The sequence below is a fragment of the Pseudomonas sp. FG-3G genome (genome assembly GCF_901007645.1).
GTDB lineage: Bacteria > Pseudomonadota > Gammaproteobacteria > Pseudomonadales > Pseudomonadaceae > Aquipseudomonas > Aquipseudomonas rhizophila.
The window spans coordinates 597,678-620,592 of record NZ_CAAKGZ010000021.1; the positions used below are offsets into that span (position 1 = coordinate 597,678).

The window sequence follows — 22,915 nt, forward strand, 5'->3', positions numbered from 1 at the left end:
CCCTGGACACAGGCTTCCTATGCTGGCGCTACCCGCAAATGGAGGTGTTATGCGCCGGCTCGTCAGTTACGCCTTGATCCCTTTGCTCGCAGCGGCCAGCGCCGGGTTGCCGGTCGCCGCCCAGGCTGGCGACGGCGCGCCGCTGCAAGTGCGCATCGGCTACCTGGGTTACCGCCCCGACCCGGGCCCGCTGCTGTCCAACGTCATTGAAGAGCCCGCCGATGCCGGGCTGCGCGGGGCGCAGTTGGCGATTGTCGACAGCAACAGTACCGGGCGTTTTCTCAAGCACGATTACCAGCTGCAAAGCGCCAGCGTCGACAGCCCCGAAGCCTTGCTCCAGGCCGCCCAAGCGCAGCATGACCAGGGTCTGCGGTTGTTTGTGGTCAACGCACCATCCGCCAGCCTGCGCCAACTCAGTGCCGCCCTGCCCGACAGCCTGCTGTTCAATGCCGGCAGCGCCGACGACAGCCTGCGCACCACCGATTGCCTGGGCAACGTGCTCCACAGCCTGCCCGACCGGGCGATGCTCGCCGATGCCTTGGTGCAGTTCAGCGTCGTACGCAAATGGCAGCGGGCATTACTGATCGTCGGCCAGACCGCCGAGGACCAGGCCTATGCTGCCGCGCTACGACGAGCCATGAAGCGTTTCGGCATGAAGGTCGTCGCGCAAAAAGACTGGCAGTTCGACAACGACCAGCGCCGCAGCGCCCAGGCCGACATGCCTTTGTTCACCCAGACCGCCGAATACGACGTGGTGCTGGTGGCCGACGAGCGCGGCGACTTCGGCGAATACGTGCCCTACCAGACCTGGTACCCGCGTCCGGTGGCCGGCACGCAAGGCCTGACCCCCACCGCCTGGCACAAGACCGTGGAAACCTACGGTGCGGCACAGCTGCAAAAACGCTTCGAAGCCCTGGCCGGGCGCTGGATGAATGATCGTGATTTCGCCGCCTGGATCGCCGTGCGCAGCATCGCCAGTGCCGTGAGCAAACTGCGCCAGGACGATCCATTGGCCATCCGCCAACTGGCGCTGAGCGAGCAATTGCCGCTGGACGGTTTCAAGGGGCGCAAGCTCAGTTACCGGCCGTGGAACGGGCAACTGCGCCAGCCGATTCCCCTGGTTCAGCCGCGGGCGCTGGTGAGCACCTCGCCCCAGGACGGTTTTCTGCACCCTACCAACGAAATGGACAGCCTGGGCTACGACCGGCCCGAAGTGAGCTGCCGCTACCCCTGATCCCTTCAAGAACAACAATAAGGAAACCGCCATGCGCCGCCCCCTGCTTGACCCGACCCGGTTCCAACCTGCCCTGCTTTGCCAGACCCTCACCCTGGCGGCGGCGTTGTTGGTCGCCGGCCCCGCCGCCGCCAGCATCGCCTGGGTTTCCAATGAGAAAGACAACAGCCTGAGCCTGATCGACATGCAGAGCCTGGAGGTCATCGAGACCCTGCCGGTGGGCCAACGCCCCCGAGGCCTGTTGCTGTCCCACGACAACCGCCTGCTGTACATCTGCGCCAGCGATTCGGACCGGGTACAGGTGATGGACGTCGCCACCCGCAAGATCATCAAGGAGTTGCCCTCCGGCAAGGACCCGGAACAGTTCGCCTTGCACCCCAATGACCGCTGGCTCTACGTGTCCAACGAAGACGATGCCCTGGTGACCGTGATCGACACCCAGACTTCCGAGGTGCTGGGACAGATCGGCGTCGGCGTCGAGCCCGAAGGCATGGCCGTCAGCCCCGATGGCAAATGGGCGGTCAACACCAGTGAAACCACCAACATGCTGCACTGGATCGACACCAGCACCCAGACCTTGGCCGACAACACACTGGTGGACCAACGGCCGCGTTTCGTCGAGTTCAGTCGTGACGGTTCGCAGCTCTGGGCCTCGGCGGAAATCGGCGGCACGCTGACGATTCTCGATGTCGCCAGTCGCCAGGTGCTCAAGACGCTGACGTTCCAGATCAAGGGCGTTCACCCCGACAAGGTACAACCGGTGGGCATCAAGCTCAGCGCCGACGGCAAACTCGCCTTCGTCGCCCTGGGCCCGGCCAATCACGTCGCCGTCATCGATGCCAAGACCTTCGAAGTGCTGGATTACCTGCTGGTGGGGCGGCGCGTCTGGCAACTGGCATTCACCCCCGATCAACGCCAACTGCTGGCAACCAATGGCGTCAGCGGCGATGTGTCGGTGATCGACGTGCAGAGCCGCAAAGTGCTCAAGTCGGTGAAAGTCGGGCGTTACCCCTGGGGTGTAGTGGTGACGCCATGAACGCCCTGGAAGTCAGCGACCTGAGCTTCGCCTACGGCGCGCGCGAAGCCCTCAGACAGGTGAGTTTCAGCATCGCAGCCGGGCGCTTCGCCGCGTTGCTGGGCCCCAATGGCGCCGGCAAATCGACGCTGATTGCTTTGCTCACGCGCCTGTACGACGTACAGCGCGGTGAGGTCCGGGTCGGCGGCCATTCGTTGCAGACCTCGCCGCGGCCGGCCTTGCGCCAGTTGGGCGTGGTGTTCCAACAGAGCACCCTGGACCTGGACCTGAGTGTCGAGCAGAACCTGCGTTACCACGTCGCGCTGCATGGCCTGTCGCGGCGCCAGGGCAGTGTGCGCATTGACGCCGAACTGGCCCGCCAGCAGTTGACCGAGCGGCGCCACGAACGGGTGCGCGCCCTGAATGGCGGCCATCGTCGCCGGGTGGAAATCGCCCGGGCGCTGCTGCATGAACCGCGCCTGTTACTGCTCGATGAACCCAGCGTTGGCCTTGACCCGGCCAGCCGGCTGGCCCTGAACCAACACGTTCGCCAGTTGTGCCACGAGGGCATCAGCGTGCTGTGGACCACGCACCTGCTGGACGAGGTACAGCCCAGCGACGATCTGCTGATCCTGCATCAAGGCCGCCTCGTCGCCAGCGCACGCGCCGACGCCGTCAGTCAGGCACATGGCGGCACCCTCGGTTCGGCCTTCACCCACCTGACCGCAGCGGGAGTTCACCCATGAACGCGTATTGGCAATGCTTCAGCGGCATCGTGGTGCGTGAATGGCTGCGTTTCGTGCTGCAACGCACGCGCTTTCTCAGTGCCCTGGTGCGGCCGCTGCTGTGGCTGCTGGTGTTCGCCGCCGGCTTTCGTGCGGCACTGGGCATCGCCATCATTGCCCCCTATGACACCTACATCCCTTATGAGGTGTACATCGTGCCTGGGCTTGCCTGCATGATTCTGTTGTTCAATGGCATGCAGGGTTCACTGTCGATGGTCTATGACCGGGAAATGGGCAGCATGCGCGTGCTGCTCACCAGCCCTCTGCCGCGGGCCTTCCTGCTGGCGAGCAAGTTGCTGGCAACCTCGTTGATCTCGTTGTTGCAGGTCTACGCATTTCTCGCCATTGCCTGGCTGTACGGCATCCAGCCACCGGCCATGGGCCTGCTGCTGGCGTTTCCGGCGCTGCTGCTGGTGGCCCTGATGCTCAGCGCCCTGGGCTTGCTGCTGTCCAATGCCATCCGGCAACTGGAGAACTTTGCCGGGGTGATGAATTTCGTGATCTTCCCGATGTTCTTCCTGTCCTCGGCGCTGTATCCGTTGTGGAAAATGCTGGAGGCCAGCCCTTGGCTGTACTGGCTGTGCGCGGTGAGTCCGTTCACCCATGGGGTGGAGCTGGTGCGTTATGCGTTGTATGAACGGTTCAATCTGCTGGCGATGGTGGTGTGCGCGGGCTTGACTCTGGTGTTCGCGCTACTGGCGGTGTGGACCTTCAATCCGCAGCATGCGGCGTTGCGCAAAGCAGGCTGATTGCACGACGAATAACCCTTGTGGGAGCGAGCCTGCTCGCGATAGCGATGGTTCAGTTGGCAGAGACGTGACTGACGCACCGCTATCGCGAGCAGGCTCGCTCCCACAGGGGATAGAGCATGACCTAGGTTTGACACTTGTCTTTGAGCCCGAAATTACTACTTTAGTACCGGTTTTCCTGTCTATGGTCGCATTCACAAGACCTCGACCCTGGCATGTAATGGGCGCATAACAAAAAGGATAAATTCCCATGCCCCGTTTGCTGGTGATCGTCTTGCTGGGCCTGTGGCTGAATGTCGCCCAGGCTGACACTGCGCTGTTCTCCGCGCAGGGCTATCGCATTGCCCAGTACCGCAGCCCGACGCCCACCACCGTCGATGGCGCCAAGACGCTTGATACCCAGGCACTGCAACAGCTGATGATGCAAACGCCATCTGCGATCCTGATCGACGTCTATCGCCGCCCCTGGCTCCAGGGACGCTTCATCGACAACGAGCCCCACGCCAACCTCCCCGGCAGCCTGTGGCTGGCCAATACCGGCGACGGCGAACTCGACCCGACCTGGCAGGATTACTTCAACCATCACCTGGGGAAAGCCACGGGCGGGCGAGCGGATCAACCGCTGGTCTTTTATTGCCGATCTGATTGCTGGTTGAGCTGGAACGCGGTAAAACGCGCCGCCGCCATGGGCTATAAACAGTTGTATTGGTACCGCGACGGCCTCGACGCCTGGGAGGCGGCCCGCCTGCCCTTGCAAGCGGCCCGGCCCGAACCCTTTCCCTGATTTCAATGAGTGCGTGCCCCCGCTCCACCCACACGACAATAACGAGGTGAATGGCCATGTATAAGATCCTGATAGCCGACGATCACCCACTGTTTCGCGAAGCCATCCACAACGTCATCAGCGACGGTTTTCCTGGCAGCGAGGTGATGGAAACCGCCGACCTGGACAGCGCCCTGGCGTTGACCCGCGAGCACGACGACCTTGACCTGATCCTGCTGGATCTGAACATGCCCGGCATGCACGGCCTCAATGGTCTGATCAACCTGCGTAACGAGGCGCCGACCATCCCCGTGGTGATCGTCTCCGCCGAACAGGACAAACAAGTGGTGTTGCAAGCCATTACCTACGGCGCGGTGGGGTTCATCACCAAGTCCTCGCCGCGCTCGCAGATGACCGACGCCATCGAGCAGATTCTCAACGGCAACGTGTACCTGCCACCGGACATCATCCGCACGCAGAAAAGCCCGATGGGCCGCCGCCTGAACGAAACCCCGGCCTTTGCGCCCGAACTGCTGCAGGCACTGACCCGTAAACAATTGCTGGTGCTGGAACGCATGACCAAGGGCGAGTCGAACAAACAGATCGCCTACACGCTGGAGATCGCCGAAACCACGGTCAAGGCTCACGTTTCGGCCATCCTGCGCAAGCTCAATGTGCACAATCGGGTGCAGGCGATTCTCAGTGCCGGGGATATTGATTTCGGGGCTTATCTGCGCCGTTGAACCGCTGACACACATCCCTGTGGCGAGGGAGCTTGCTCCCGCTGGGGCGCGAAGCGCCCCCAAACCCAGGCACCTCGGTGAGTCAGGCTTACTCAGTAAGCTGGATGGGGCTGCTTCGCAGCCCAGCGGGAGCAAGCTCCCTCGCCACAGAGGCGGTTCGACTCAATGACTCTTGGGCCCACTCAACAAATGACTCATCGCAATCTTCAGTTTCATTGGCCGCACCGGCTTGTGCATCAGGGTGTGGCCGCGTTCGCGGATCTGCTGCTTGAGTTCGTTGCTGTAGTTGGCGGTGATCATCATGGCCGGGATCGCCGAGGCCCGGCGGGCGTTGATCCGGGCCACGGCGTCGACGCCGTTCTGCTCGTTGTCCAGGTGATAGTCGGCAATCAGCAGGTCGGCCTCGGCATGGTAATTGTCCACCTGACGCGCCAGGTCCTGCTCCGACAGCGCAGTCACCACCCGACACCCCCAACCTTCGAGCAACGTACGCATGCCGGCGCAGATGGCTGCGTCGTTATCCAGCACCCAGACCCGGGCCCCGCGCAAGCGCTCAAGCATCGGCTCGCTCATCTCCAGGCTCGGCAACGGCTTGGGCGCGGTGGCGCTCAGGGGCACGTCGATGGAGAACACCGAGCCCTTGCCCGGCCATGAACGCACCTGGATCCGGTGCCCGAGGATCCCGGCGATTTTCTCGACGATCGCCAGCCCCAGGCCCAACCCTCGATCCTGATCCGGGCGCTGCACATCGCCGCGCTTGAACTCCTGGAAGATCTCTTCAAGGCGGTTTTCGGCAATGCCGATGCCGCTGTCCCAGACCTGGATGGACAAGCGCTGACGGTGCCGGCGACAGCCCAGCACCACCCGCCCGCTGGGGGTATAGCGAATGGCATTGCTCAGCAGATTGCGCAGGATCCGCGCCAGCAACTGCATGTCGCTGCGCACCAGGGCCGAACACGGCACAAAGTGCAATTCCAGCCCCTCACTGCGCGCCACCTGGACGTATTCGGCGGCCAGGTTGTCGAGCAACTCGCTGAGGGCGAACGGCGCGATATCGGCCTTGATCACCCCGGCATCGAGCTTGGAAATGTCCACCAGCGTGCCCAACAGGTTTTCCACGTCCTGCAGCGAGTGGCTGACGTTGCGCACCAGTTGCGCATTCGCTACCGGCTCACGGCGCTCGAGCAAAGCGCTGGTGAACAGCCGCGCGGCGTTGAGCGGTTGCAGCAGGTCATGGCTGACCGCCGCGAGGAATTTGGTTTTCGACAGGTTGGCCTGCTCGGCCTCGCGCTTGGCCTCGCGCAAGCGCAACTCCACCCGGCTGCGCTCGTCGATTTCGCGCAATAGCTGGTCATTGAGGGTGGTCAGTTCGGCGGTGCGTTCCTGGACGCGCTGTTCCAGGTTCTGGTAGGCCTGGTGCAGCGCCTCGGCGGTGCGACGCCGCTCGGTGATGTCGCGGATCAGCACGAAGATTCCCACCACTTCACCATTGGCCAGCCGATTGGGCACGTAGGAACGCAGCATATAGCGTTCCTGGTTGTTGATATTGGTCTCGGCAAACTCGAACGTCACACTCTCACCGGCCAAGGCCCGGGCCACGTAGGCCTCCAGGCGCTGGTAATGCTGTTCGCTGTGGGCCTCGCGCAGGCTCTGGCCGAGCATCACGCCACGGGGCCAGCAATACCATTGCTCGTAGACTTTGTTGGTAAATTCGTAGACCAAGTCGGCATTGAGGTAGGCGATCAGCGCCGGCACATGGTCGGTGATCAGGCGGATCCAGCGTTCGCTTTCACTCAGGGCCTCGGCGTGCTGGTAGCGCTCGGTGATGTCGGTGAAGGTGTTGACGTAGCCGCCGGTGGGTAGCGGATGGGTCCGAATCTCCAGGACCCGGCCATCCGACAGGCGCTGCTCGCATTCGTGGATGAGCCGGCCATTGCTGTCGCGACTGGCCGGGGTCAGCAGTTGCAGTTCACTGTCGGCGATCACCTCGGAAAACGGCCGATGGGCCGCCACTGGCGCCAGACCGCTGAGTTCCAGGAAGCGACGGTTCCACAACTCCAGCACACCCTGGGCATTGACCATGGCCACACCCTGGGAAAGGTTGTCCACGGCCCGTTGCAACAAGTGCGATTTCTGCGCGATGGCCTGTTCGCGACGCACGGTTTCACTGAGTTTGACGTCGGTGATGTCGGTAAACAGAATCACTCGACCGCCTTCCTGGGTTGGTCGTTCGCTGACTTGCAGCCAGCGCCCGTTCTGCAAGCGGTAAAGCACATGCTCGTCGGCCTGGCCACGCGGTTCTTCGCTGAACAACCCGTTGGCGGTCATCAGTCGCTTGACCTCGGAAATGCGCATCCCGGCGATGATACGCACGCGGCTGTGGGCCCAAAACGCCTTGAAGCGGCTGTTGAACAGGACGATGCGCTGTTGTTCGTCGAACAGCACAAATGCATCGGAAATGCTCTCAATGGCATCGATCAGGTGCCGGTGGGCGGTTTCCGCACGCAGCCGCGCTTCGCCCAGCAGGTGATTGCCGGCCTTGAGCTCGGCCATGGCCTGGTTCAGGGCGTCGGTGCGCTCGCGAACCTGCTCGGCCAGCACCACTGAATGCTGGAACGCCGCATACGGGTCGTTGCCCCGGGTCACGCCGGACTCCACCCGTTCGATCAGTGCGTCGTTGATCCGCCGCAGTTTGCGGTTTTCGTGCTGCAGGCTGGCGATCTGCGCCTGCAGGTCAGCGGTGGCCGGGGACGCGATGGCGGGCAATGGCAACTCCGGTGAAGGTCTGGTTGATGTGCATGCCATTGAACTGCTCTCCGTAGGTGTTGAAGCCCATCACGCGATGGTCGCGCAGGAACTGGCCGATCTGCTCCAGGCCACCGCGATCTTCCAGTTCCATGCGCCTGAGAAAACAGTCACAGCCGATGGTCAGCAGCAAGTCACCCAGACGCCCCTGCAAGCCGCTGAACAGTTCTTGCAGGTTGTGCAGCAAAGGGCCCGGGGTCATCGCCGTGAGCACGATGCCGTTCTCCACCGCGCAGTAAAAACTCAGGCTCAGGTCCGGGTGCACCTGCTGGATCGCCCGCACGTAATACTGGTCGTTGATACGCACCGCCAGCGGATGGGCGGCGAAGACCCGGTAGTTCAACGCGTTCACCGGCACACCGATGTGCCGGGCATATTCCTCGGCGGCGGGCTCGGCATTGAGCTCGTAGACACGCCGCGAGGTGCTGTCGGCCCCGGTCACGACCAACTTCTCCTCCCGAGGCAGGATGTGATGGGTGGTGAACACCTCGAAATCCAGCCAAGTGTTGATCAGCACCACCACGGCCGCGCCGCTGTGGAACTGACCTTCGTAGTACACGTGGGTGTGAGTCAGGTAGTTGTCGTCGCCGGCCGAACCGCCGAAATGCGGAATGTCCCCCAGCGCCGCGCTCAACGCCGCCAGCACCATCTCCTCGCGACTGGACAACCCATCGAGCAAGGTCAGGGCAAAGCTGTGGCCCTTGATCGGCGCCAGCGCATTGCTGCGGCAACCGCTGGCCAGTCGTTCGACCATTTGCTGGGCGTCGATCAGGCTGAAGTGCTCCATTTCCCCGATCAGCTCGGCAGCGATGGAAAAATGCCGATGATCGAAACCCACCGCTGTGACGCAGTTGCGGCCATAGCCTTGACTGGTGATTTCTCCGGCGCTGGTGCAGCCCACCAGGCGAATCCCGCCGAAGCTCTGGGAGAGTGCCTGGCCAAGAGCCGGCAAGTCGTATTCGGCGGAGCAGAAAAACAGCACGAAACCCAAGTGCGGGTGCAGCAACTGCCGCGCCAGCTCCTGGGCAACCTGCTGGACGTTCGTTGCCTGGGACATGGCGCTTATCACACCTTCGCTCTGGGCCTTTAGCATCTTCGCCTCCGACGGGTGCGTGACAGGAACCTTGAGTGTACGAAGCGGCGCCCGACTCACGAATGCTACTTGGGTAGCGGGTAGACGCTTCCATGGGAGGAGAACAATGGCGGCCCCTGCCGCGATGCGCACGGCAGGGACCACCACAAAAAACCCCGGGCTTCGGCTGGAATGCTCCTGTGGTGAGGGGATTTATCCCCTCACCACAGGGTTGTGCATTGCTCCCGATGGATCCTCTTTACCAGGTCAACACCGCCCCCACCGCAAAGGTGTCGGTGTCTTCGTTCTGGGCGCTGGTGTCGTGGCCGTTGATTTCGAACTGGTTGTATTCGGCCACGAGCTTGAGGTTGTCGTTGACGTCATGGAACAGTGCGATGCCGCGGGTTTCATAGTCGGCGCCGCTGCCCACCACGCCATTGCCGTCGTCCTCGGTCTTGCCGTAGGACAGCGCCAGACGGTTCTTGCCCAGTTTGTAGGAGCCCTGCAACAGGTAGCCGGTGCTGTCGACATTGCGCAACGTCGCTTCGCCAGCGTTGTTGGTGAAGAACGGGTTGATACCCTTGGCCTGGAACCCGGAACCGGTGAGCGACAGGCCGCCCATCTTCGCCTGTACGCCATAGCCCAGGCCTTTGGAGGTCACTGAATCGACCGTGGTGTCGGTGTTGTCCGAGGTCTGGTAGCTGCCGTTGAGCCAGCTGTAGATCTTCGCCCCACCCAGGTCGAACTGGTAGGTCACCTCACTTTCAGTACGCGGATTTTCCTGGTAGGCCTTGCCGGTGGCGCTGCTGTCGTTGGTGTCCACCGGGTCCATGATGCCCACCGCCACCCGAAGCCCATCCATCACCGGCGTGCGGTAAGTGATCTGCGAAGTCGGGAACGGATATGGGTAGCCGCTGCCGATGTTGCCGAACGACACCCCGCCGCCGTCCACCAACCCAAGGGTGTCGCTGACCTGCCCGTAACCGGCCAGTAACTCGTCCAGCAGAATGTTGGAACGAGCGAACAGACCGAAGTCCTTGCCGACCAGCACTTCACCCCACTGCGGGTTGGCGACGGTGCCGTAGAACTGCCGCACGTCGATGGCGGTGTCGGTGCCGTTGGTTTCGCTGTCGTTGATGGTCACCCAGAACGAGGCACGGGCGCCAAGCTTGAGGTCATCGACCTGCTTGCCCATGTTGAAGCCCAGGTAGTTGGGCAAGAAGCCCATCTTGACCCGCGCCTGCCGACGGTCGAACTGCTCCCCTGCCCGGTCAACATCGCTATTGACGTAAAAGGCATTGATATAGCCGTCGGTGGAAAAGGTGGTCTGGTCCTTGTCGTACAGCATGATTTCAGCCTGGGCCCACGACGTCAGGCCAAGGCTCGAAAGGCCGGCGATGACCGCAGGCAAAAAACGGTGGCGAGTATTTTTATTGTTGTGCATGGCGCGCTCCGCAACATGAGACGGGATGTCGGAGGCGATTATCGAAAGGCGACAGGCCGCGTCATACGCTGCCTTGGAGGCAATTGGCGGATGCTTTGGAGGCGCCGGCCCGGCGCGGCAGTTTGGGTGTAAGACTGCGATGTGACGGAGGGGCAATACTTAGGGCCTAACCCTGAAACTAAGGTGGGAGCGAGCCTGCTCGCGATGGCGGTGTGTCAGCCACCCTAAATGCTGCTGACCCAACGCCATCGCGAGCAGGCTCGCTCCCACAGGATCCTTGGCTCAGAACCTCGGTTTGACGGTTTTCCAGTCCGGCTTGTAGCGCTGCATCTGCCGCACATCGTCGCGCTGGCGGATGCCGCAACTGAGGAACTGCTCATGCAGCTTGCCCAGTTGATCGCGGTCCAGCTCCAGTCCAAGCCCCGGCGCACGGGTGATTTTCACGCAACCATCGACAATCGGCAGCTTGCCGCCCTTGATCACCTCTTCATCCGGTTCCTGCCACGGGTAATGGGTGTCACAGGCGTAATCCAGGTTCGGCACCGAAGCCGCGACGTGGGCCATGGCCATCAGGCTGATGCCCAGGTGGGAGTTCGAATGCATCGACACGCCCAGGCCAAAGGTGTCGCACATTTTCGCCAGCGCCTGGGTGTCTCGCAGCCCGCCCCAGTAATGATGGTCGGCCAAGACGATCTGCACACTGTTGAGCGCCACGCTGCGACGGAACTCGTCGAAATCGGTGACCACCATATTGGTCGCCAGCGGCAGGCCCGTGCGCTTGTGCAGTTCGGCCATGCCTTCGAGCCCTGGTGTAGGGTCTTCGTAATATTGCAGGTCATCGCCCAGCAGCTCGGCCATGCGAATGGAAGTTTCCAGCGACCAGTTGCCATTGGGATCGATGCGCAGCGGGTAGCCGGGAAACGCCTGCTTCAACGCCTTGATGCAGGAAACCTCGTGCTCCGGCTCCAGGGTGCCAGCCTTGAGCTTGATACTCTTGAAGCCGTAGTCCTGGATCATGCGCCGGGCCTGGGCGACGATCTGCTGTTCGTTGAGCGCCTCGCCCCAGCTGTCCGGCGGATACGGCGAATCGACGTGCTCGGCGTACTTGAAAAACAGATAGGCGCTGAACGGGATCTCATCCCGAATCGCCCCGCCCAGCAGATCCACCAGCGGCACGTTCAGGTAATGGGCTTGCAGGTCCAGGCAGGCCACTTCAAACGCTGAGTAAGCATTGCTCACCGCCTTGCTCGCATGGGAACCCGGCGCCAGCTCCGCACCGGCAACGCTGGCGGGCCGGTGGGCGGCCACGGTGGCCTGGACGATGGCCCGCAACTGGTTGAGGTTGAACGGGTCGAGCCCGATCAACTGGCTTTGCAGTTGCTGCTGGATCGCCAGGGCCGGCGCATCGCCGTAACTCTCTCCCAGGCCGATGTAACCGTTGTCGCTCTCGATCTCGATGATCGAACGCAACGCGTAGGGCTCATGAATGCCGCTGGCGTTGAGCAACGGCGGATCGCGAAAGGCGATGGGTGTGACGGTGACGCGGGTGATCTTCATGCAGCGGCTCCGATCATTGTTTTTGTAGAGGACGGGTCGATGATGGACGGAGGGTATTGTTCCCGTCTAATCTAACTTGGCACTTGATTGATACCTGGATTGAATCAATGTTTGAACTGGCCCAGCTACGCTGCTTCACCACGGTGGCGACCGAACTCAACTTCCGTCGCGCCGCCGAACGTCTGAACATGACCCAGCCTCCGCTGAGTCGGCAGATCCAGTTGCTGGAACATCACCTGGGTGTCGAACTGTTCACCCGCAGCACTCGCAGCGTGGCGCTCACCGCCGCCGGACGGGCGTTTTTCATCGAAGCGCAGAACCTGCTGGAGCAGGCGCAACAAGCCGCCGTGGCCGCCAAGCGGTTTGCCCAGGGCGACATCGGTTCAGTCACCATCAGCTTCGTCGGCAGCGCGGTGTATGAGTTTCTACCCAAAGTCATCGCCGAAGCCCGCTTGAAGCAACCCCAGGTAAAAATCGTTCTGTCGGAGATGAACACCTACCAGCAACACGAGGCCCTGCGCGCTCGCCGCATCGACCTGGGGATCGTCCGCTCGCCACTGCTGGAAACCGGCTACGCCACCGAGTGCCTGGTGCGCGAACCGTTCGTCCTGGCCGTGCCCGTCGGGCATCCGCTGGCCAGTGCCGATTCGGTGGGCGTCGAAGATCTCGACGGTGAACCCTTCCTGATGTACTCCCACTCCGCCTACCCACCTTTCAACGAACTGCTCACCGGCATGCTGCGCTCGGCCCGCGTTGCACCGCAGTTCGTGCAATGGCTGGGTTCCTCACTGACGATCCTGGCGCTGGTCAACGCCGGCATGGGTCTGGCACTGGTGCCCCGGTGTGCCACCAGCGTGGTGTTCAGGCAGGTGGTGTTTCGTGAAATCGATCTGGGTGAAGGGGTACAAAGCGAGTTGCACCTGGTATGGCGCCAGGACAATGACAACCCGGCGTTTGCCATGTTGCTGGAGGGCATTCGCGGGGCGGTTCGCGAGGGTCTCTGAATCTGAAGCCCACCGATGTCGCCCTCCGCAGTGACCAAACTTGACGACCTATTCCCGTCACCCCAAACAAGTTGTACGATGACAGACGAGATCAGCCGAAAACGCTAATCCGCTCCGATACCTACAAAAATAAGGAAATACCCATGAAAAAAGCCACATTGGTCATCAGCTTTCTGTGCCTGTTCAGCGGCTACGTCGCGGCTGCCTCTTCATCGGCCGAGCAGGAAGTGGCCCAGGCCGTCGACCATCTGACCCAAGCCATGCTGCACAAAGACATCCCACAACTCCAGGCACTGGCCGCCGAAAACCTGACCTACGGGCACTCCAGCGGGAAGATTCAGGACAAGAAAGCCTTCATTGCCGACATCGAAACCGGCAAGAGCGCGTTCAAGACCCTGGAGATGAAGGATCAGAAAATCACCCTGTCAGGCGATGTGGCCCTGGTGCGTCACCACTTCTCCGCGCAAGCGCTCAAAGGCACCGAAGTGGTTCCGACGGAAATTGAGAACTTTCAGATCTGGCAGAAGCAGAAGAATGGCAAGTGGCTGCTGATTGGGCGGCAGGCGTTTCGGTTCTGAGCTAAAAATCTCCGTGGGCGCCGTTAGTTAACTTGAAGCGGCAGGGATTCAATGTGGCGAGGGGATTTATCCCCTCGCCACAGGTCACCGTTACTTCAATCCGCCGCCCACTGCTCCCGGTACTGCAGCAGGAAATCGACAAAGGCGCGCACCCGCTGCGGCACGTACCGACCGTGGGGATACAGCAAGGTGAACGGACGTGAGCGCCCCGCGAAAGGCGCAAGTACCTCCACCAATTGCCCGTTGGCCAGCTCCTGCTCCACGATGAATTTGTAGGTCTGGAACAAGCCGGCGCCATGTTTGGCCAGCGTCACGCCGCCGAGCACATCGTCCGAACAGCAATAACCCCCTTCGCCGAACACCTCCTTTTCCTTGCCGTCGACATTGAACAACCAGGAAATCCGCCGCCCGCTGCTGGGCAGCTCGAACTGGATGCACTCGTGATCGTCCAAGTCTTCAAGGACCTGCGGCGTGCCGGCCTTGCGCAAGTAATCCGGGGACGCAACCACCACCAGTTTCGCGTCTTCCAGCAGCCGAGCGATCATCGATGAGTCGGGTTGCGCTCGCACCCGGATGGCGAGGTCATAACCTTCGGCAACGAAATCGATGTTTCGATTGCTCAGGTGCAGGTCCACCGTCACTTGCGGGTATAGCGCCCGAAAGGCCGGCAGCAAGGGCAGGATGCGGTGATGACCGTAGGTGGTGGGCAGGCTGATGCGCAGTTGCCCGGACGGCACCGATTGCGCGCCCATCATTTCCTGTTGCGCCTCCACCAGTTGCGTCAGCGCTTGCCGGCATTGCTCGAAATAGGTCCTGCCGGCTTCCGTCAGCCGAATGCTGCGTGTGGTGCGCACGAAAAGACGCGAACCCAGGCGCTCCTCCAGACGGAAAATCGAGCGACTCACCGCCGCCGGAGTCACACCGGCAAGCTGGGCCGCCGCGGTGAAACTCCCTGCCTCCGCCGCCAGGCAGAACAGTTCTATGCTGCCCAACTGCAAGTCTTCGAAATGACGCTTCATGATTCGTTACACCGCGTATCAACTGAAAGTTCCAGCCACCTGTTTATCAGCCGCAGGCGTATAAATATAGTGGCCCCCGTGGCGCGGGAACCTCCTGCGCTCATTTCTCATCAGCAGGAGTGCATCATGCCTTTCGTCAATGTGCGTATAACCCGCGACGGCGTCACTCGCGAACAGAAAGCCCAGGTCATTTCCGAGATCACCGAAACCCTGCAGCGGGTGCTGGGCAAGGACCCGCACTTGACCCACATCGTGATCGAGGAAGTCGACACCGATAACTGGGGTTACGCGGGTATGACGACGACGCAATACCGAAGCTTGCCCAAAGAGTGACGGTTCTACCTTCCCGAGCCCGGTCCAACTGACCGGGCTTTTTTGTGCCTGGTGATTAACCCTGTGGGAGCGAGCCTGCTCGCGATGGCGATGGACCCGTCACATTGATGTTGGCTGGAATACCGTCATCGCGAGCAGGCTCGCTCCCACATTGAATTGGTTACATGACGTATCAACTCAAGTACCAGCCCCCGTATTTATCAAACCCAAGCGCATCAATACCCTGATCTCAACCACCGCCAACATCGGCGCAACGGTTTCAATTCAATTGATCAGGAGTTCAATCATGAGCCTCAACAAAACCGTCATCATCACCGGCGCCTCCAGTGGCATCGGCCTGGGTCTGGTCCAGGCGTTCCTGGATCGGGGTTATAACGTGGTGGGCAATGCCCGCTCCCAGTCCGGCCTGGACAGCGCGGCGCAACAGCTCGGCCATCCGGCGAACTTCATTGGCGTGGCCGGTGATATCGCTGACCCGGCGACTTCAACCCGTCTCATCAACAAAGCCATCGAAACCTTCGGGGCCGTGGACGGGCTGGTGAACAACGCCGGCTTCTTCCTGCCAAAACCTTTCATCGAATACAGCCCCCAGGACCTGGAAGCGCTGCTGGACACCAACCTCAAGGGTCTGGTCTACGCCAGCCAGGCGGCTGCCGCACACATGATCGGTCGTCAGCAGGGTTTCATCATCAACATCTCCGCCGCCGTGGCCCTGCAACCGAACATCCAGGTGCCGGCGGCGCTGCCGGTGTTGATCAAAGGCGGGGTCAACCAGATGACCCGTGCCCTGGCGCTGGAGCTTTCGCCGCACAACATCAAGGTCAACGCGGTCGCCCCCGGCATCATCGACACGCCCATGCATGACCCGGCGCACCGCGACTTCCTCAACAACCTGGCCCCGTCCGGTCGCGTCGGTACCATCGAGGAAATTGCCGAGGCCGTGTTGTACCTGGCGGGCGCTGATTTCACGACCGGCGCGATACTGCCGGTAGACGGCGGGATGAGCACGGGCAAGTGGTAAAAAGAAAAACCCCGCAGGCACAACCTCCGGGGTTTTCATGACGCCTGGAGTTCAGAGCGTATAGGAGATGCCGGCCTGCACGGTTCGCGGTGCGCCTGGGTAGGCATAGACGTTACCGAAAGCGCCTTCTTCGTAGTCGGCGTCGAACAGGTTCTTCAGGTCCAGGTTGAGGCGGATCCGCTCGTTGACCTTGTAGTAGCCGAGCAGGTCCACCACCGTGTAGCTGTCCATGGAGAACGCAGTCGCCGCCGTCTGGCCGGCCCGTTCATCCACATACTTGGCGCCTAGTCCCAGGCCCAGCCCTTTGAGGCCGCCATCCTGGAACTCATAGACGTTCAACAGGCTGAAGGTGTTTTTGGGCACGTTGAGCAAGCGGGTGCCGGACGGGATATTGATGTCCTTGGTCACTTCGGCATCCACATACGCGTAACCACCAATCACACGCCACTCCGGCGTCAAATTGCCCGCCACGTTCAGGTCAAAACCACGGCTGCGCACTTCGCCAGCGGCCACGCTGAAGGTGGAATCCACTGGGTCAGTGGTGAGCACGTTACGTTTTTCGATCTGGTACACCGCCGCATCGACACTCAACTGACGATCCAAGGCTTCCCACTTGATCCCCATCTCATAAGACTTGCCCTCTTCCGGCTTGAACCCGCCGCCTTCGCGACTGGCACCGTTGTTGGGTTTGAACGAGCGCGCGGTATTGGCATAGACAGCCAAGGTGTCGGTCAAATCGTAGATCACACCCAGGCGCGGGGTGACCGCGCTGTCGGTGACGTCCCAGTTCCGACTACCAGGCGGGGTCTGAGGGACGAAACTCTCGTACTGATGCTCGAACCGCTCAAAACGTGCCCCGGCCAACAGCTTCAAGCGCTCAGTCAGCGCCACCTGATCCTGCACGAATACGCCAAACGTCTTGAGGTTTTCCTGATCATCGGTGGGCGTGCGTGTCAGCGCCGGGCGTGGCTGGCCATACACCGGATCGAAGATATCGATCGGATAAGCACTGCTCCCCGCGGCGGAACGTTTGATGATGGACTGGTAGTCGTAGTCTTCATACTCGATGCCGGTCAACAGCGTGTGCTCGAACCCGCCAGTGGAAAAATGCCCGGTGAGGTTGAGTTGGGTGTCCCGGTCAGTCCACTCCAGCTTGCGATAGTTGAAATTGCGCCCCAGGGTACGCCCGTCGGCGGCGATGCCGTTGCCTTCCACCGCGTTGCCCTGCAGGGTGCCGTCCAGCCATTGGGTGCCGCCGGCCAAAGTCCAGTCGTCGTTGAGCATGTGCTCGAAACGCACCTGCAGCATGTTGTTGTCGTTGTGCAACTTGCCGGCGTCTTTCTCGCCGAAGAACGTATCGCGCGAGGCGGTGCCGCGCTGGCCGGCGTAATGGGTCAAGCCACGGTCCAGCGGCGCATTGTTGCGCATGAAGTCGCCTTCGAAGGTCAGGCGCGTGGTGTCGTTGACCTGCCAGGTCACCACCGGCGCAATGCCGTAGCGTTCGGTCTCGACGTGGTCGCGGAACGTATCGCCGCCCTCGCCGATCACGTTCAGGCGATACGCCAGGCGCCCTTCTTCGTCCAGCGGGCCCGAGGCATCCAGGGTCCCGCGACGCATGCCCTGGTCGCTGACCTGGCTGCCCAGGGTCACCGTGCGTTCGGCCAATGGCTGCTTGGACACCACGTTGAAGGTGCCGCCTGGATCGCCGCGACCGTACAACATCGTCGCCGGGCCGCGCAGCACTTCCAGGCGCTCGATGGTGTTGGCATCTGGCATGTTCGGGTAACCGCGGTTGATCGGGAAACCGTTGCGGTAGAACTCGCCCGTGGTAAAGCCGCGGACCGTGAACGTGGTCAGGCCCTGGCCACCGAAGTTGTTCGCCCTGCCGACCCCGCCGGCGTAATCGAGCGCGTCTTGCAGCCGGGTGGCGCTGAGGTCTTCCACCACGTCGCGCGAAACCACGGAAATCGACTGTGGGGTTTCATGAATCGCGGTGTCGGTACGTGTCGCGCTGGCCGAACGGGTCGCGTGGTATCCCTTGACGGGCCCTTGCGCGGACTCGATCTCCGAAAGACCCACGATGTCCGTGGCTTGCAGTTCCAACGGTGCGGAGGTTGCGGCCATGGGCTCGTCTGCCCACGTGGATACGGAATAAGCCTGGAGCACACACAGTGAAACGAGAATCCGACGCATCGATGCACAATCCTAACGAAAATACGTCAGCCCCCCAGAGGCCGACAAGAATGTGTCGCGAAAGATACAGCAACTCATTATTGTTTGACACAAATTCCCATTCACAACCCAGCAAAATGCCCCTTCCTGGCACGTGCCAACTGCACAACGCGACTGCTGGCAAAGTCGTATACCATATCCCCAACCAAGCCAAACGACCGCCGCCGTGACCTTATCCAAGTTCAATCTGCCTGATCTGGGCAACACCCCTTCCACTTCGGAAATCATCACCCGTCATCTGCGCGAAGCCATCGTGGCCGGGCATTTTGCCGAGGACGAGCCCATTCGCCAGGACGACATCGCCCGGCAGTTCAACGTCAGCAAGATTCCCGTGCGCGAAGCCCTCAAGCGCCTGGAAGCCGAGGGGCTGGTGATGTTCCAGCGCAATCGCGGGGCGATGGTCACGCGCATTTCCGAGGCGGAACTGGCGCAGATGTTCGAGGTGCGGATGCTGCTGGAAGACAAAGTGCTGCGCCTGGCGATTCCCAACATGACTGAAGAGACCTTCGCCCGCGCCGAGAGCATCTGCCGTGAGTTCATCGGTGAAGACGACGTGGGTCGTTGGGCTGAACTGAACTGGCAATTGCATGCCTGTCTCTACGAGCCGGCGCAGCGCCCCTTTCTGGTGGGTTTGATCCGCTCGGTGCACGACAAGCTGGAGCGCTACCTGCGCATGCAGATGAGCCTTTCGGCCGGCAAGGAACGCGCCGACCACGAGCACCGGGAAATTCTTGCGGCCTGCCGCGCCGGTGATGTGGAGCGGGCGGTGAAGTTACTGGACGAACACATCGCCGGCGTTTGCAAGACGCTGTTCGAGTTCCTGCCTTCCAGCCATTGATGCGTCGCTGCTGTGCCGATTTCGTCATGAGTGACAGATAAATCCATCAAGCCGTCACCCCCCAGCGCGGGCCACGCTTGCCGTCACTCATCTGAACGGACGTGGCCCCCCATGAAACGCATCACCGTGATCGATTCCCATACCGGCGGCGAACCGACCCGTCTGGTCACCGACGGTTTTCCCGACCTGGGCCAAGGCAGCATGGCCGAGCGCCGCCAGCGTCTAGCGACACAGCATGACGCCTGGCGCACCGCCTGCGTGCTGGAACCACGGGGCAGCGATGTGCTGGTGGGGGCGCTGCTCTGTGAGCCGCAGGACCCGAGCGCCTGTGCCGGGGTGATCTTCTTCAACAACAGCGGCTACCTGGGCATGTGCGGCCACGGCACCATCGGCCTGGTGACGTCACTGGCACACCTGGGCAAGATCGGCCCTGGCGTGCACACCGTCGAAACCCCGGTGGGCACGGTGCAATCGACCTTGCATGAGGACCGTTCGGTCAGCGTACGCAATGTGCCGGCCTACCGTTACCGCAAGGCCCTGAGCCTGGAGGTGCCCGGTATCGGCCCGGTGGTGGGCGATGTGGCCTGGGGCGGCAACTGGTTTTTCCTGATCGCTGACCATGGCCAGCGCGTGGCGGGCGACAACCTCGACGCGCTGACCGCCTATACCTACGCCGTGCAGCAGGCCTTGGAACGGCAAGGTCTGCGGGGTGAGGACGGTGGCCTGATCGATCACATCGAACTGTTCGCCGATGACCCGCACGCCGACAGCCGCAACTTCGTGCTCTGCCCCGGCAAGGCGTATGACCGCTCCCCATGCGGCACCGGCACCAGCGCCAAACTGGCGTGCCTGGCCGCTGACGGAAAACTGCAACCCGGGCAGATCTGGCGCCAGGCCAGTGTCATTGGCAGTGAATTCGAAGGCTCCTATGAGTTCGACGGCGAGCGCATCGTGCCGACCATTCGCGGCCGCGCCTACATCAGCGCCGAAACCACGCTGGTCATTGAGCCGGATGATCCGTTCGCCTGGGGCATCGTCCCGTGAACGCCGGCCACGTCGCCGATGTGATCATCATCGGTGCCGGCATCATCGGCGCCGCCTGCGCCCGAACGTTGGCCCGGCGAGGCTTGAAGGTCCTGGTACTCGATGCCGGTTGGCACGGCGCCACAGCCGCCGGCATGGGCCACTTGCTGGTGCTGGACGACAACCCGGCGGAACTGGCCCTCAGTCAGTATTCCCTGCAGCGCTGGCGCCAGTTGGCCCCGGCCCTGCCCGACGCCTGCGCGTGGCGCAACAACGGCACCCTGTGGCTGGCGGCCAATGCCGAGGAAATGGCCGTTGCCCATAGCAAGTACCTGAACCTGCTGGCTCATGGCGAAGACTGCGAGCTGATCGGGCGTGCGGCCCTGCAGCAGCGTGAGCCGCAACTGCGCGAAGGCCTGGAGGGCGGCCTGCTGATCAAGGGCGACGGGATCCTGTACGCCCCGGCTGCCGCGCGCTGGATGCTGGACGAGGCCAATATTGCTCAGCAACGCGCCCAGGTCATTGAAGTGGACGGCCATCGAGTGCGTCTTGAGGACGGTCGCTGGTTGAACGCAGAAGCGGTGATTCTCGCCAATGGCATCCAGGCCACCGAGCTGTGCCCGGAGTTGCCGATCGAAGCCAAGAAGGGCCATTTGTTGATCACCGATCGTTACCCCGCCACCGTCTGCCACACCCTGGTGGAGCTGGGGTATGTCACTAGCGCTCACAACGCCAGCGGTCCATCGGTGGCGTGCAATATCCAGCCGCGTCCGACCGGGCAGCTGTTCATCGGTGCCTCGCGACAGTTCGGCACCGTCGACCCGCAGGTGGAAGGCTGGATGCTGGCAAAGATGCTCAAGCGTGCTGTCGACTACATGCCAGGCTTGGCACACCTCAACGGCATCCGCGCCTGGACCGGTTTTCGCGCCGCCAGTCCCGACGGCCTGCCGCTGGTCGGGCAACATCCGCAACGCCCGGGCCTGTGGCTGGCGGTGGGTCACGAAGGCCTGGGCGTGACGACGGCACCCGCAACGGCCGATCTGTTGGCCGCGCAACTGTTCAACGAAACCTCACCGCTGGCGGCACAACCGTACCTGCCACAGCGTTTTCTGGGAGAACCGGCCCATGCCTGATCTGTTTCTCGATGGTCGCCCGCTCACGGTCGTCAGCGGCACCAGCGTCGCCGCCGCCCTTGCCCTGGGAGCCGACGGTTGCAGCCGCACTTCGGTCAGCGGCCAGCGCCGCGCGCCTCTGTGCGGCATGGGCATTTGCCAGGAATGCCGGGTGATGATCGATGGCCATCGACGCCTGGCCTGCCAGACGCTATGCCGCGATGGCATGCAGGTGCAAACACGACCATGAACGAAACCACCGACCTGCTGATCATCGGCGCCGGCCCCGCCGGCATGGCCGCCGCCCTGGCCGCGGCAAGCAGCGGCATGCGCATTGTGCTGCTGGACGATAATCCATTGCCGGGCGGGCAGATCTGGCGCGACGGCCCCCAAGCTCACCTCCCCGCCGAGGCCCGACGTCTGCGCAACTCATTACAGGCCTGCGCCAATGTGCGCTGCCACGCCGGCACCCGCGTCATCGCCTGCGCCGCCGATAAAACCCTGCTGGTGGAAGATGCCGAGCGGGGCTGGCAGATCACCTACCAGCGCTTGATCCTGTGCACCGGCGCGCGCGAACTGCTGCTGCCCTTCCCCGGCTGGACGCTGCCGGGGGTGACCGCCGTCGGTGGTTTACAAGCATTGATCAAGAGTGGCCTGCCAGTGCGCGGCGAACGGCTGGTGATCGCCGGCAGCGGTCCGTTGCTGCTGGCCAGCGCCGCCACCGCCAAACATCAAGGGGCGCAGGTACTGCGGATCGCCGAGCAGGCCAGTCGTGGCGCCGTCGCTGGTTTCGCCGCGCAGTTGCCGCGCTGGCCGGGCAAGTTTTTGCAGTCGTTCAGCCTTTTCGATCCCCACTACCGCACCGGCACGCATGTGCTGGAGGCCCTGGGTCGCGAGCGGCTTGAGGGCGTGCGCTTGCTGCAACAGGGCAAGACACTTGAACTGGCCTGCGACCGTCTTGCCTGTGGGTTCGGGCTCATTCCCAATACTCAGCTCGGCCAGGCCTTGGGCTGTGGTCTTGAAGGCCAGGCGCTAGCTGTTGACGCCTGGCAAGCGACCACCCGCCACGACCATTACGCCGCCGGTGAATGCACCGGTTTCGGTGGCAGCGAACTGGCGCTGGTGGAAGGCGCCATCGCCGGCCACAGCGCCGTCGGCAATAGTGTCGCCGCGCAACGTTTGTGGCCTCGCCGGGCACGCTGGCAAGGTTTCGCCCGGGCGTTGAACAAGGCCTTCGCCTTGGACGCGCGACTCAAGACCCTCGCTCGGGACGACACCCTGGTGTGCCGCTGCGAAGACGTGCCGTATGGCGAGCTGGTCGGCCAGCCGGACTGGCGCGCAGCGAAACTGGCGAGCCGGTGCGGCATGGGGGCCTGCCAGGGGCGGGTCTGCGCTGCCGCGCTGGAACATCTGTTCGGCTGGCCCTCACCCACGCCGCGCCCGCCCTTTAGCCCGGCGCGGATCGAGACTTTGCTGCACCTGGAAGAAACCCCGACAACCTGAGACCACACCAGATCCTTCTGTGGGAGCGAGCTTGCTCGCGAATGCGTCGGCACATCCAGCATCGATGCAAGCTGACCCACCGCTT

The 22,915-nt window shown here is 62.5% G+C and carries 21 protein-coding genes; 15 read left to right on the plus strand and 6 right to left on the minus strand.

The window, feature by feature from the left end:
• Positions 1–49: 49 nt before the first annotated feature.
• The 6 genes from PSEUDOMOFG3G_RS14995 (at position 50) to PSEUDOMOFG3G_RS15020 (ending at position 5,289) form a co-directional block, all read left to right on the plus strand.
• A complete protein-coding gene (locus tag PSEUDOMOFG3G_RS14995; RefSeq protein ID WP_047228997.1) occupies positions 50–1,234 on the plus strand; it encodes an ABC transporter substrate-binding protein in 1,185 nt (394 codons plus the stop codon).
• Between the two features lie 31 nt (positions 1,235–1,265).
• On the plus strand, positions 1,266–2,270 hold the full coding sequence (locus tag PSEUDOMOFG3G_RS15000) for a YVTN family beta-propeller repeat protein (RefSeq protein WP_047228996.1): 1,005 nt from the start codon (positions 1,266–1,268) through the stop codon (positions 2,268–2,270).
• Entirely contained in the window at positions 2,267–2,995 is a 729-nt protein-coding gene (locus tag PSEUDOMOFG3G_RS15005; RefSeq protein ID WP_139050457.1) for an ABC transporter ATP-binding protein, read from the plus strand. The genes PSEUDOMOFG3G_RS15000 and PSEUDOMOFG3G_RS15005 overlap by 4 nt, the downstream gene beginning before the upstream one ends.
• Complete coding sequence (locus PSEUDOMOFG3G_RS15010) at positions 2,992–3,783, plus strand: ABC transporter permease (RefSeq protein ID WP_076385171.1); 792 nt, start codon at positions 2,992–2,994, stop codon at positions 3,781–3,783. The genes PSEUDOMOFG3G_RS15005 and PSEUDOMOFG3G_RS15010 overlap by 4 nt, the downstream gene beginning before the upstream one ends.
• 250 nt (positions 3,784–4,033) lie before the next feature.
• A complete protein-coding gene (locus PSEUDOMOFG3G_RS15015) occupies positions 4,034–4,567 on the plus strand; it encodes a PQQ-dependent catabolism-associated CXXCW motif protein (protein ID WP_139050458.1) in 534 nt (177 codons plus the stop codon).
• Positions 4,568–4,623: 56 nt separating this feature from the next.
• Complete coding sequence (locus tag PSEUDOMOFG3G_RS15020; protein WP_047229013.1) at positions 4,624–5,289, plus strand: response regulator transcription factor; 666 nt, start codon at positions 4,624–4,626, stop codon at positions 5,287–5,289.
• Positions 5,290–5,451: 162 nt separating this feature from the next.
• Here PSEUDOMOFG3G_RS15020 and nahK read toward each other — a convergent pair whose 3' ends face one another.
• The 4 genes from nahK to PSEUDOMOFG3G_RS15040 form a co-directional block, all read right to left on the minus strand.
• Positions 5,452–8,094, minus strand: coding sequence for a hybrid sensor histidine kinase/response regulator NahK/ErcS' (gene nahK, locus PSEUDOMOFG3G_RS15025; protein ID WP_139050460.1), 2,643 nt, complete (start codon positions 8,092–8,094; stop codon positions 5,452–5,454).
• Entirely contained in the window at positions 8,024–9,187 is a 1,164-nt protein-coding gene (nosP, locus tag PSEUDOMOFG3G_RS15030; RefSeq protein WP_047228991.1) for a nitric oxide-sensing protein NosP, read from the minus strand. Before nosP ends, nahK begins: the two co-directional genes overlap by 71 nt.
• 238 nt (positions 9,188–9,425) lie before the next feature.
• Positions 9,426–10,610, minus strand: coding sequence for a porin (locus tag PSEUDOMOFG3G_RS15035; RefSeq protein ID WP_076385177.1), 1,185 nt, complete (start codon positions 10,608–10,610; stop codon positions 9,426–9,428).
• Positions 10,611–10,892: 282 nt separating this feature from the next.
• Positions 10,893–12,167 carry a glucarate dehydratase family protein gene (locus tag PSEUDOMOFG3G_RS15040; protein WP_047228989.1) on the minus strand — a complete coding sequence of 425 codons (1,275 nt, stop codon included), beginning with the start codon at positions 12,165–12,167 and terminating at the stop codon, positions 10,893–10,895.
• Between the two features lie 107 nt (positions 12,168–12,274).
• On the opposite strand from PSEUDOMOFG3G_RS15040, the gene PSEUDOMOFG3G_RS15045 reads away from it, so the two are divergent.
• A complete protein-coding gene (locus PSEUDOMOFG3G_RS15045; protein ID WP_047228988.1) occupies positions 12,275–13,171 on the plus strand; it encodes a LysR substrate-binding domain-containing protein in 897 nt (298 codons plus the stop codon).
• Between the two features lie 143 nt (positions 13,172–13,314).
• Positions 13,315–13,749 (plus strand): nuclear transport factor 2 family protein, encoded by a 435-nt coding sequence (locus tag PSEUDOMOFG3G_RS15050; RefSeq protein ID WP_047228987.1) that lies wholly within the window; start codon positions 13,315–13,317, stop codon positions 13,747–13,749.
• A gap of 95 nt (positions 13,750–13,844) precedes the next feature.
• Here the strand turns inward: PSEUDOMOFG3G_RS15050 and PSEUDOMOFG3G_RS15055 are convergent, their stop codons facing one another.
• A complete protein-coding gene (locus tag PSEUDOMOFG3G_RS15055; RefSeq protein WP_076385181.1) occupies positions 13,845–14,768 on the minus strand; it encodes a LysR family transcriptional regulator in 924 nt (307 codons plus the stop codon).
• A gap of 126 nt (positions 14,769–14,894) precedes the next feature.
• Here PSEUDOMOFG3G_RS15055 and PSEUDOMOFG3G_RS15060 point away from each other — a divergent pair, with 126 nt between their 5' ends.
• Both PSEUDOMOFG3G_RS15060 and PSEUDOMOFG3G_RS15065 read left to right on the plus strand, forming a co-directional pair.
• Positions 14,895–15,101 carry a 4-oxalocrotonate tautomerase family protein gene (locus tag PSEUDOMOFG3G_RS15060; protein WP_003202537.1) on the plus strand — a complete coding sequence of 69 codons (207 nt, stop codon included), beginning with the start codon at positions 14,895–14,897 and terminating at the stop codon, positions 15,099–15,101.
• Between the two features lie 286 nt (positions 15,102–15,387).
• Entirely contained in the window at positions 15,388–16,122 is a 735-nt protein-coding gene (locus tag PSEUDOMOFG3G_RS15065; RefSeq protein ID WP_139050461.1) for an SDR family NAD(P)-dependent oxidoreductase, read from the plus strand.
• A 51-nt stretch (positions 16,123–16,173) separates the two neighbouring features.
• On the opposite strand, the gene PSEUDOMOFG3G_RS15070 is transcribed toward PSEUDOMOFG3G_RS15065, so the two are convergent.
• Positions 16,174–18,315, minus strand: a complete 2,142-nt coding sequence (locus PSEUDOMOFG3G_RS15070) for a TonB-dependent siderophore receptor (protein ID WP_139050462.1) — start codon at positions 18,313–18,315, stop codon at positions 16,174–16,176.
• A gap of 205 nt (positions 18,316–18,520) precedes the next feature.
• Between PSEUDOMOFG3G_RS15070 and PSEUDOMOFG3G_RS15075 the strand changes: the two genes are divergently transcribed.
• The 5 genes from PSEUDOMOFG3G_RS15075 (at position 18,521) to PSEUDOMOFG3G_RS15095 (ending at position 22,830) form a co-directional block, all read left to right on the plus strand.
• Positions 18,521–19,192, plus strand: a complete 672-nt coding sequence (locus PSEUDOMOFG3G_RS15075; protein WP_076385185.1) for a GntR family transcriptional regulator — start codon at positions 18,521–18,523, stop codon at positions 19,190–19,192.
• Between the two features lie 111 nt (positions 19,193–19,303).
• Positions 19,304–20,236: a 4-hydroxyproline epimerase gene (locus tag PSEUDOMOFG3G_RS15080; RefSeq protein ID WP_139050463.1), complete on the plus strand. Its 933-nt coding sequence runs from the start codon at positions 19,304–19,306 to the stop codon at positions 20,234–20,236.
• Positions 20,233–21,348, plus strand: a complete 1,116-nt coding sequence (locus PSEUDOMOFG3G_RS15085) for an FAD-binding oxidoreductase (protein ID WP_139050464.1) — start codon at positions 20,233–20,235, stop codon at positions 21,346–21,348. The genes PSEUDOMOFG3G_RS15080 and PSEUDOMOFG3G_RS15085 overlap by 4 nt, the downstream gene beginning before the upstream one ends.
• Entirely contained in the window at positions 21,341–21,577 is a 237-nt protein-coding gene (locus PSEUDOMOFG3G_RS15090) for a 2Fe-2S iron-sulfur cluster-binding protein (RefSeq protein WP_047228979.1), read from the plus strand. The genes PSEUDOMOFG3G_RS15085 and PSEUDOMOFG3G_RS15090 overlap by 8 nt, the downstream gene beginning before the upstream one ends.
• Complete coding sequence (locus tag PSEUDOMOFG3G_RS15095; RefSeq protein WP_139050465.1) at positions 21,574–22,830, plus strand: FAD/NAD(P)-binding oxidoreductase; 1,257 nt, start codon at positions 21,574–21,576, stop codon at positions 22,828–22,830. The genes PSEUDOMOFG3G_RS15090 and PSEUDOMOFG3G_RS15095 overlap by 4 nt, the downstream gene beginning before the upstream one ends.
• The last annotated feature ends 85 nt before the right edge of the window (positions 22,831–22,915 follow it).

Bases quoted from the DNA above. Each gene is read 5' to 3' on its own strand.
- PSEUDOMOFG3G_RS15005 (WP_139050457.1), top strand. From the start codon at position 2,267: ATGAACGCCCTGGAAGTCAGCGACCTGAGCTTCGCCTACGGCGCGCGC.
- PSEUDOMOFG3G_RS15065 (WP_139050461.1), top strand. From the start codon at position 15,388: ATGAGCCTCAACAAAACCGTCATCATCACCGGCGCCTCCAGTGGCATC.
- PSEUDOMOFG3G_RS15095 (WP_139050465.1), top strand. From the start codon at position 21,574: ATGAACGAAACCACCGACCTGCTGATCATCGGCGCCGGCCCCGCCGGC.
- PSEUDOMOFG3G_RS15040 (WP_047228989.1), bottom strand. From the start codon at position 12,167: ATGAAGATCACCCGCGTCACCGTCACACCCATCGCCTTTCGCGATCCG.
- PSEUDOMOFG3G_RS15035 (WP_076385177.1), bottom strand. From the start codon at position 10,610: ATGCACAACAATAAAAATACTCGCCACCGTTTTTTGCCTGCGGTCATC.
- PSEUDOMOFG3G_RS15010 (WP_076385171.1), top strand. From the start codon at position 2,992: ATGAACGCGTATTGGCAATGCTTCAGCGGCATCGTGGTGCGTGAATGG.
- PSEUDOMOFG3G_RS15055 (WP_076385181.1), bottom strand. From the start codon at position 14,768: ATGAAGCGTCATTTCGAAGACTTGCAGTTGGGCAGCATAGAACTGTTC.
- PSEUDOMOFG3G_RS15090 (WP_047228979.1), top strand. From the start codon at position 21,341: ATGCCTGATCTGTTTCTCGATGGTCGCCCGCTCACGGTCGTCAGCGGC.
- PSEUDOMOFG3G_RS15080 (WP_139050463.1), top strand. From the start codon at position 19,304: ATGAAACGCATCACCGTGATCGATTCCCATACCGGCGGCGAACCGACC.
- PSEUDOMOFG3G_RS15050 (WP_047228987.1), top strand. From the start codon at position 13,315: ATGAAAAAAGCCACATTGGTCATCAGCTTTCTGTGCCTGTTCAGCGGC.
- PSEUDOMOFG3G_RS15000 (WP_047228996.1), top strand. From the start codon at position 1,266: ATGCGCCGCCCCCTGCTTGACCCGACCCGGTTCCAACCTGCCCTGCTT.
- PSEUDOMOFG3G_RS15020 (WP_047229013.1), top strand. From the start codon at position 4,624: ATGTATAAGATCCTGATAGCCGACGATCACCCACTGTTTCGCGAAGCC.
- PSEUDOMOFG3G_RS14995 (WP_047228997.1), top strand. From the start codon at position 50: ATGCGCCGGCTCGTCAGTTACGCCTTGATCCCTTTGCTCGCAGCGGCC.
- PSEUDOMOFG3G_RS15015 (WP_139050458.1), top strand. From the start codon at position 4,034: ATGCCCCGTTTGCTGGTGATCGTCTTGCTGGGCCTGTGGCTGAATGTC.
- PSEUDOMOFG3G_RS15060 (WP_003202537.1), top strand. From the start codon at position 14,895: ATGCCTTTCGTCAATGTGCGTATAACCCGCGACGGCGTCACTCGCGAA.
- PSEUDOMOFG3G_RS15070 (WP_139050462.1), bottom strand. From the start codon at position 18,315: ATGCGTCGGATTCTCGTTTCACTGTGTGTGCTCCAGGCTTATTCCGTA.
- PSEUDOMOFG3G_RS15045 (WP_047228988.1), top strand. From the start codon at position 12,275: ATGTTTGAACTGGCCCAGCTACGCTGCTTCACCACGGTGGCGACCGAA.
- nahK (WP_139050460.1), bottom strand. From the start codon at position 8,094: ATGGCATGCACATCAACCAGACCTTCACCGGAGTTGCCATTGCCCGCC.
- nosP (WP_047228991.1), bottom strand. From the start codon at position 9,187: ATGCTAAAGGCCCAGAGCGAAGGTGTGATAAGCGCCATGTCCCAGGCA.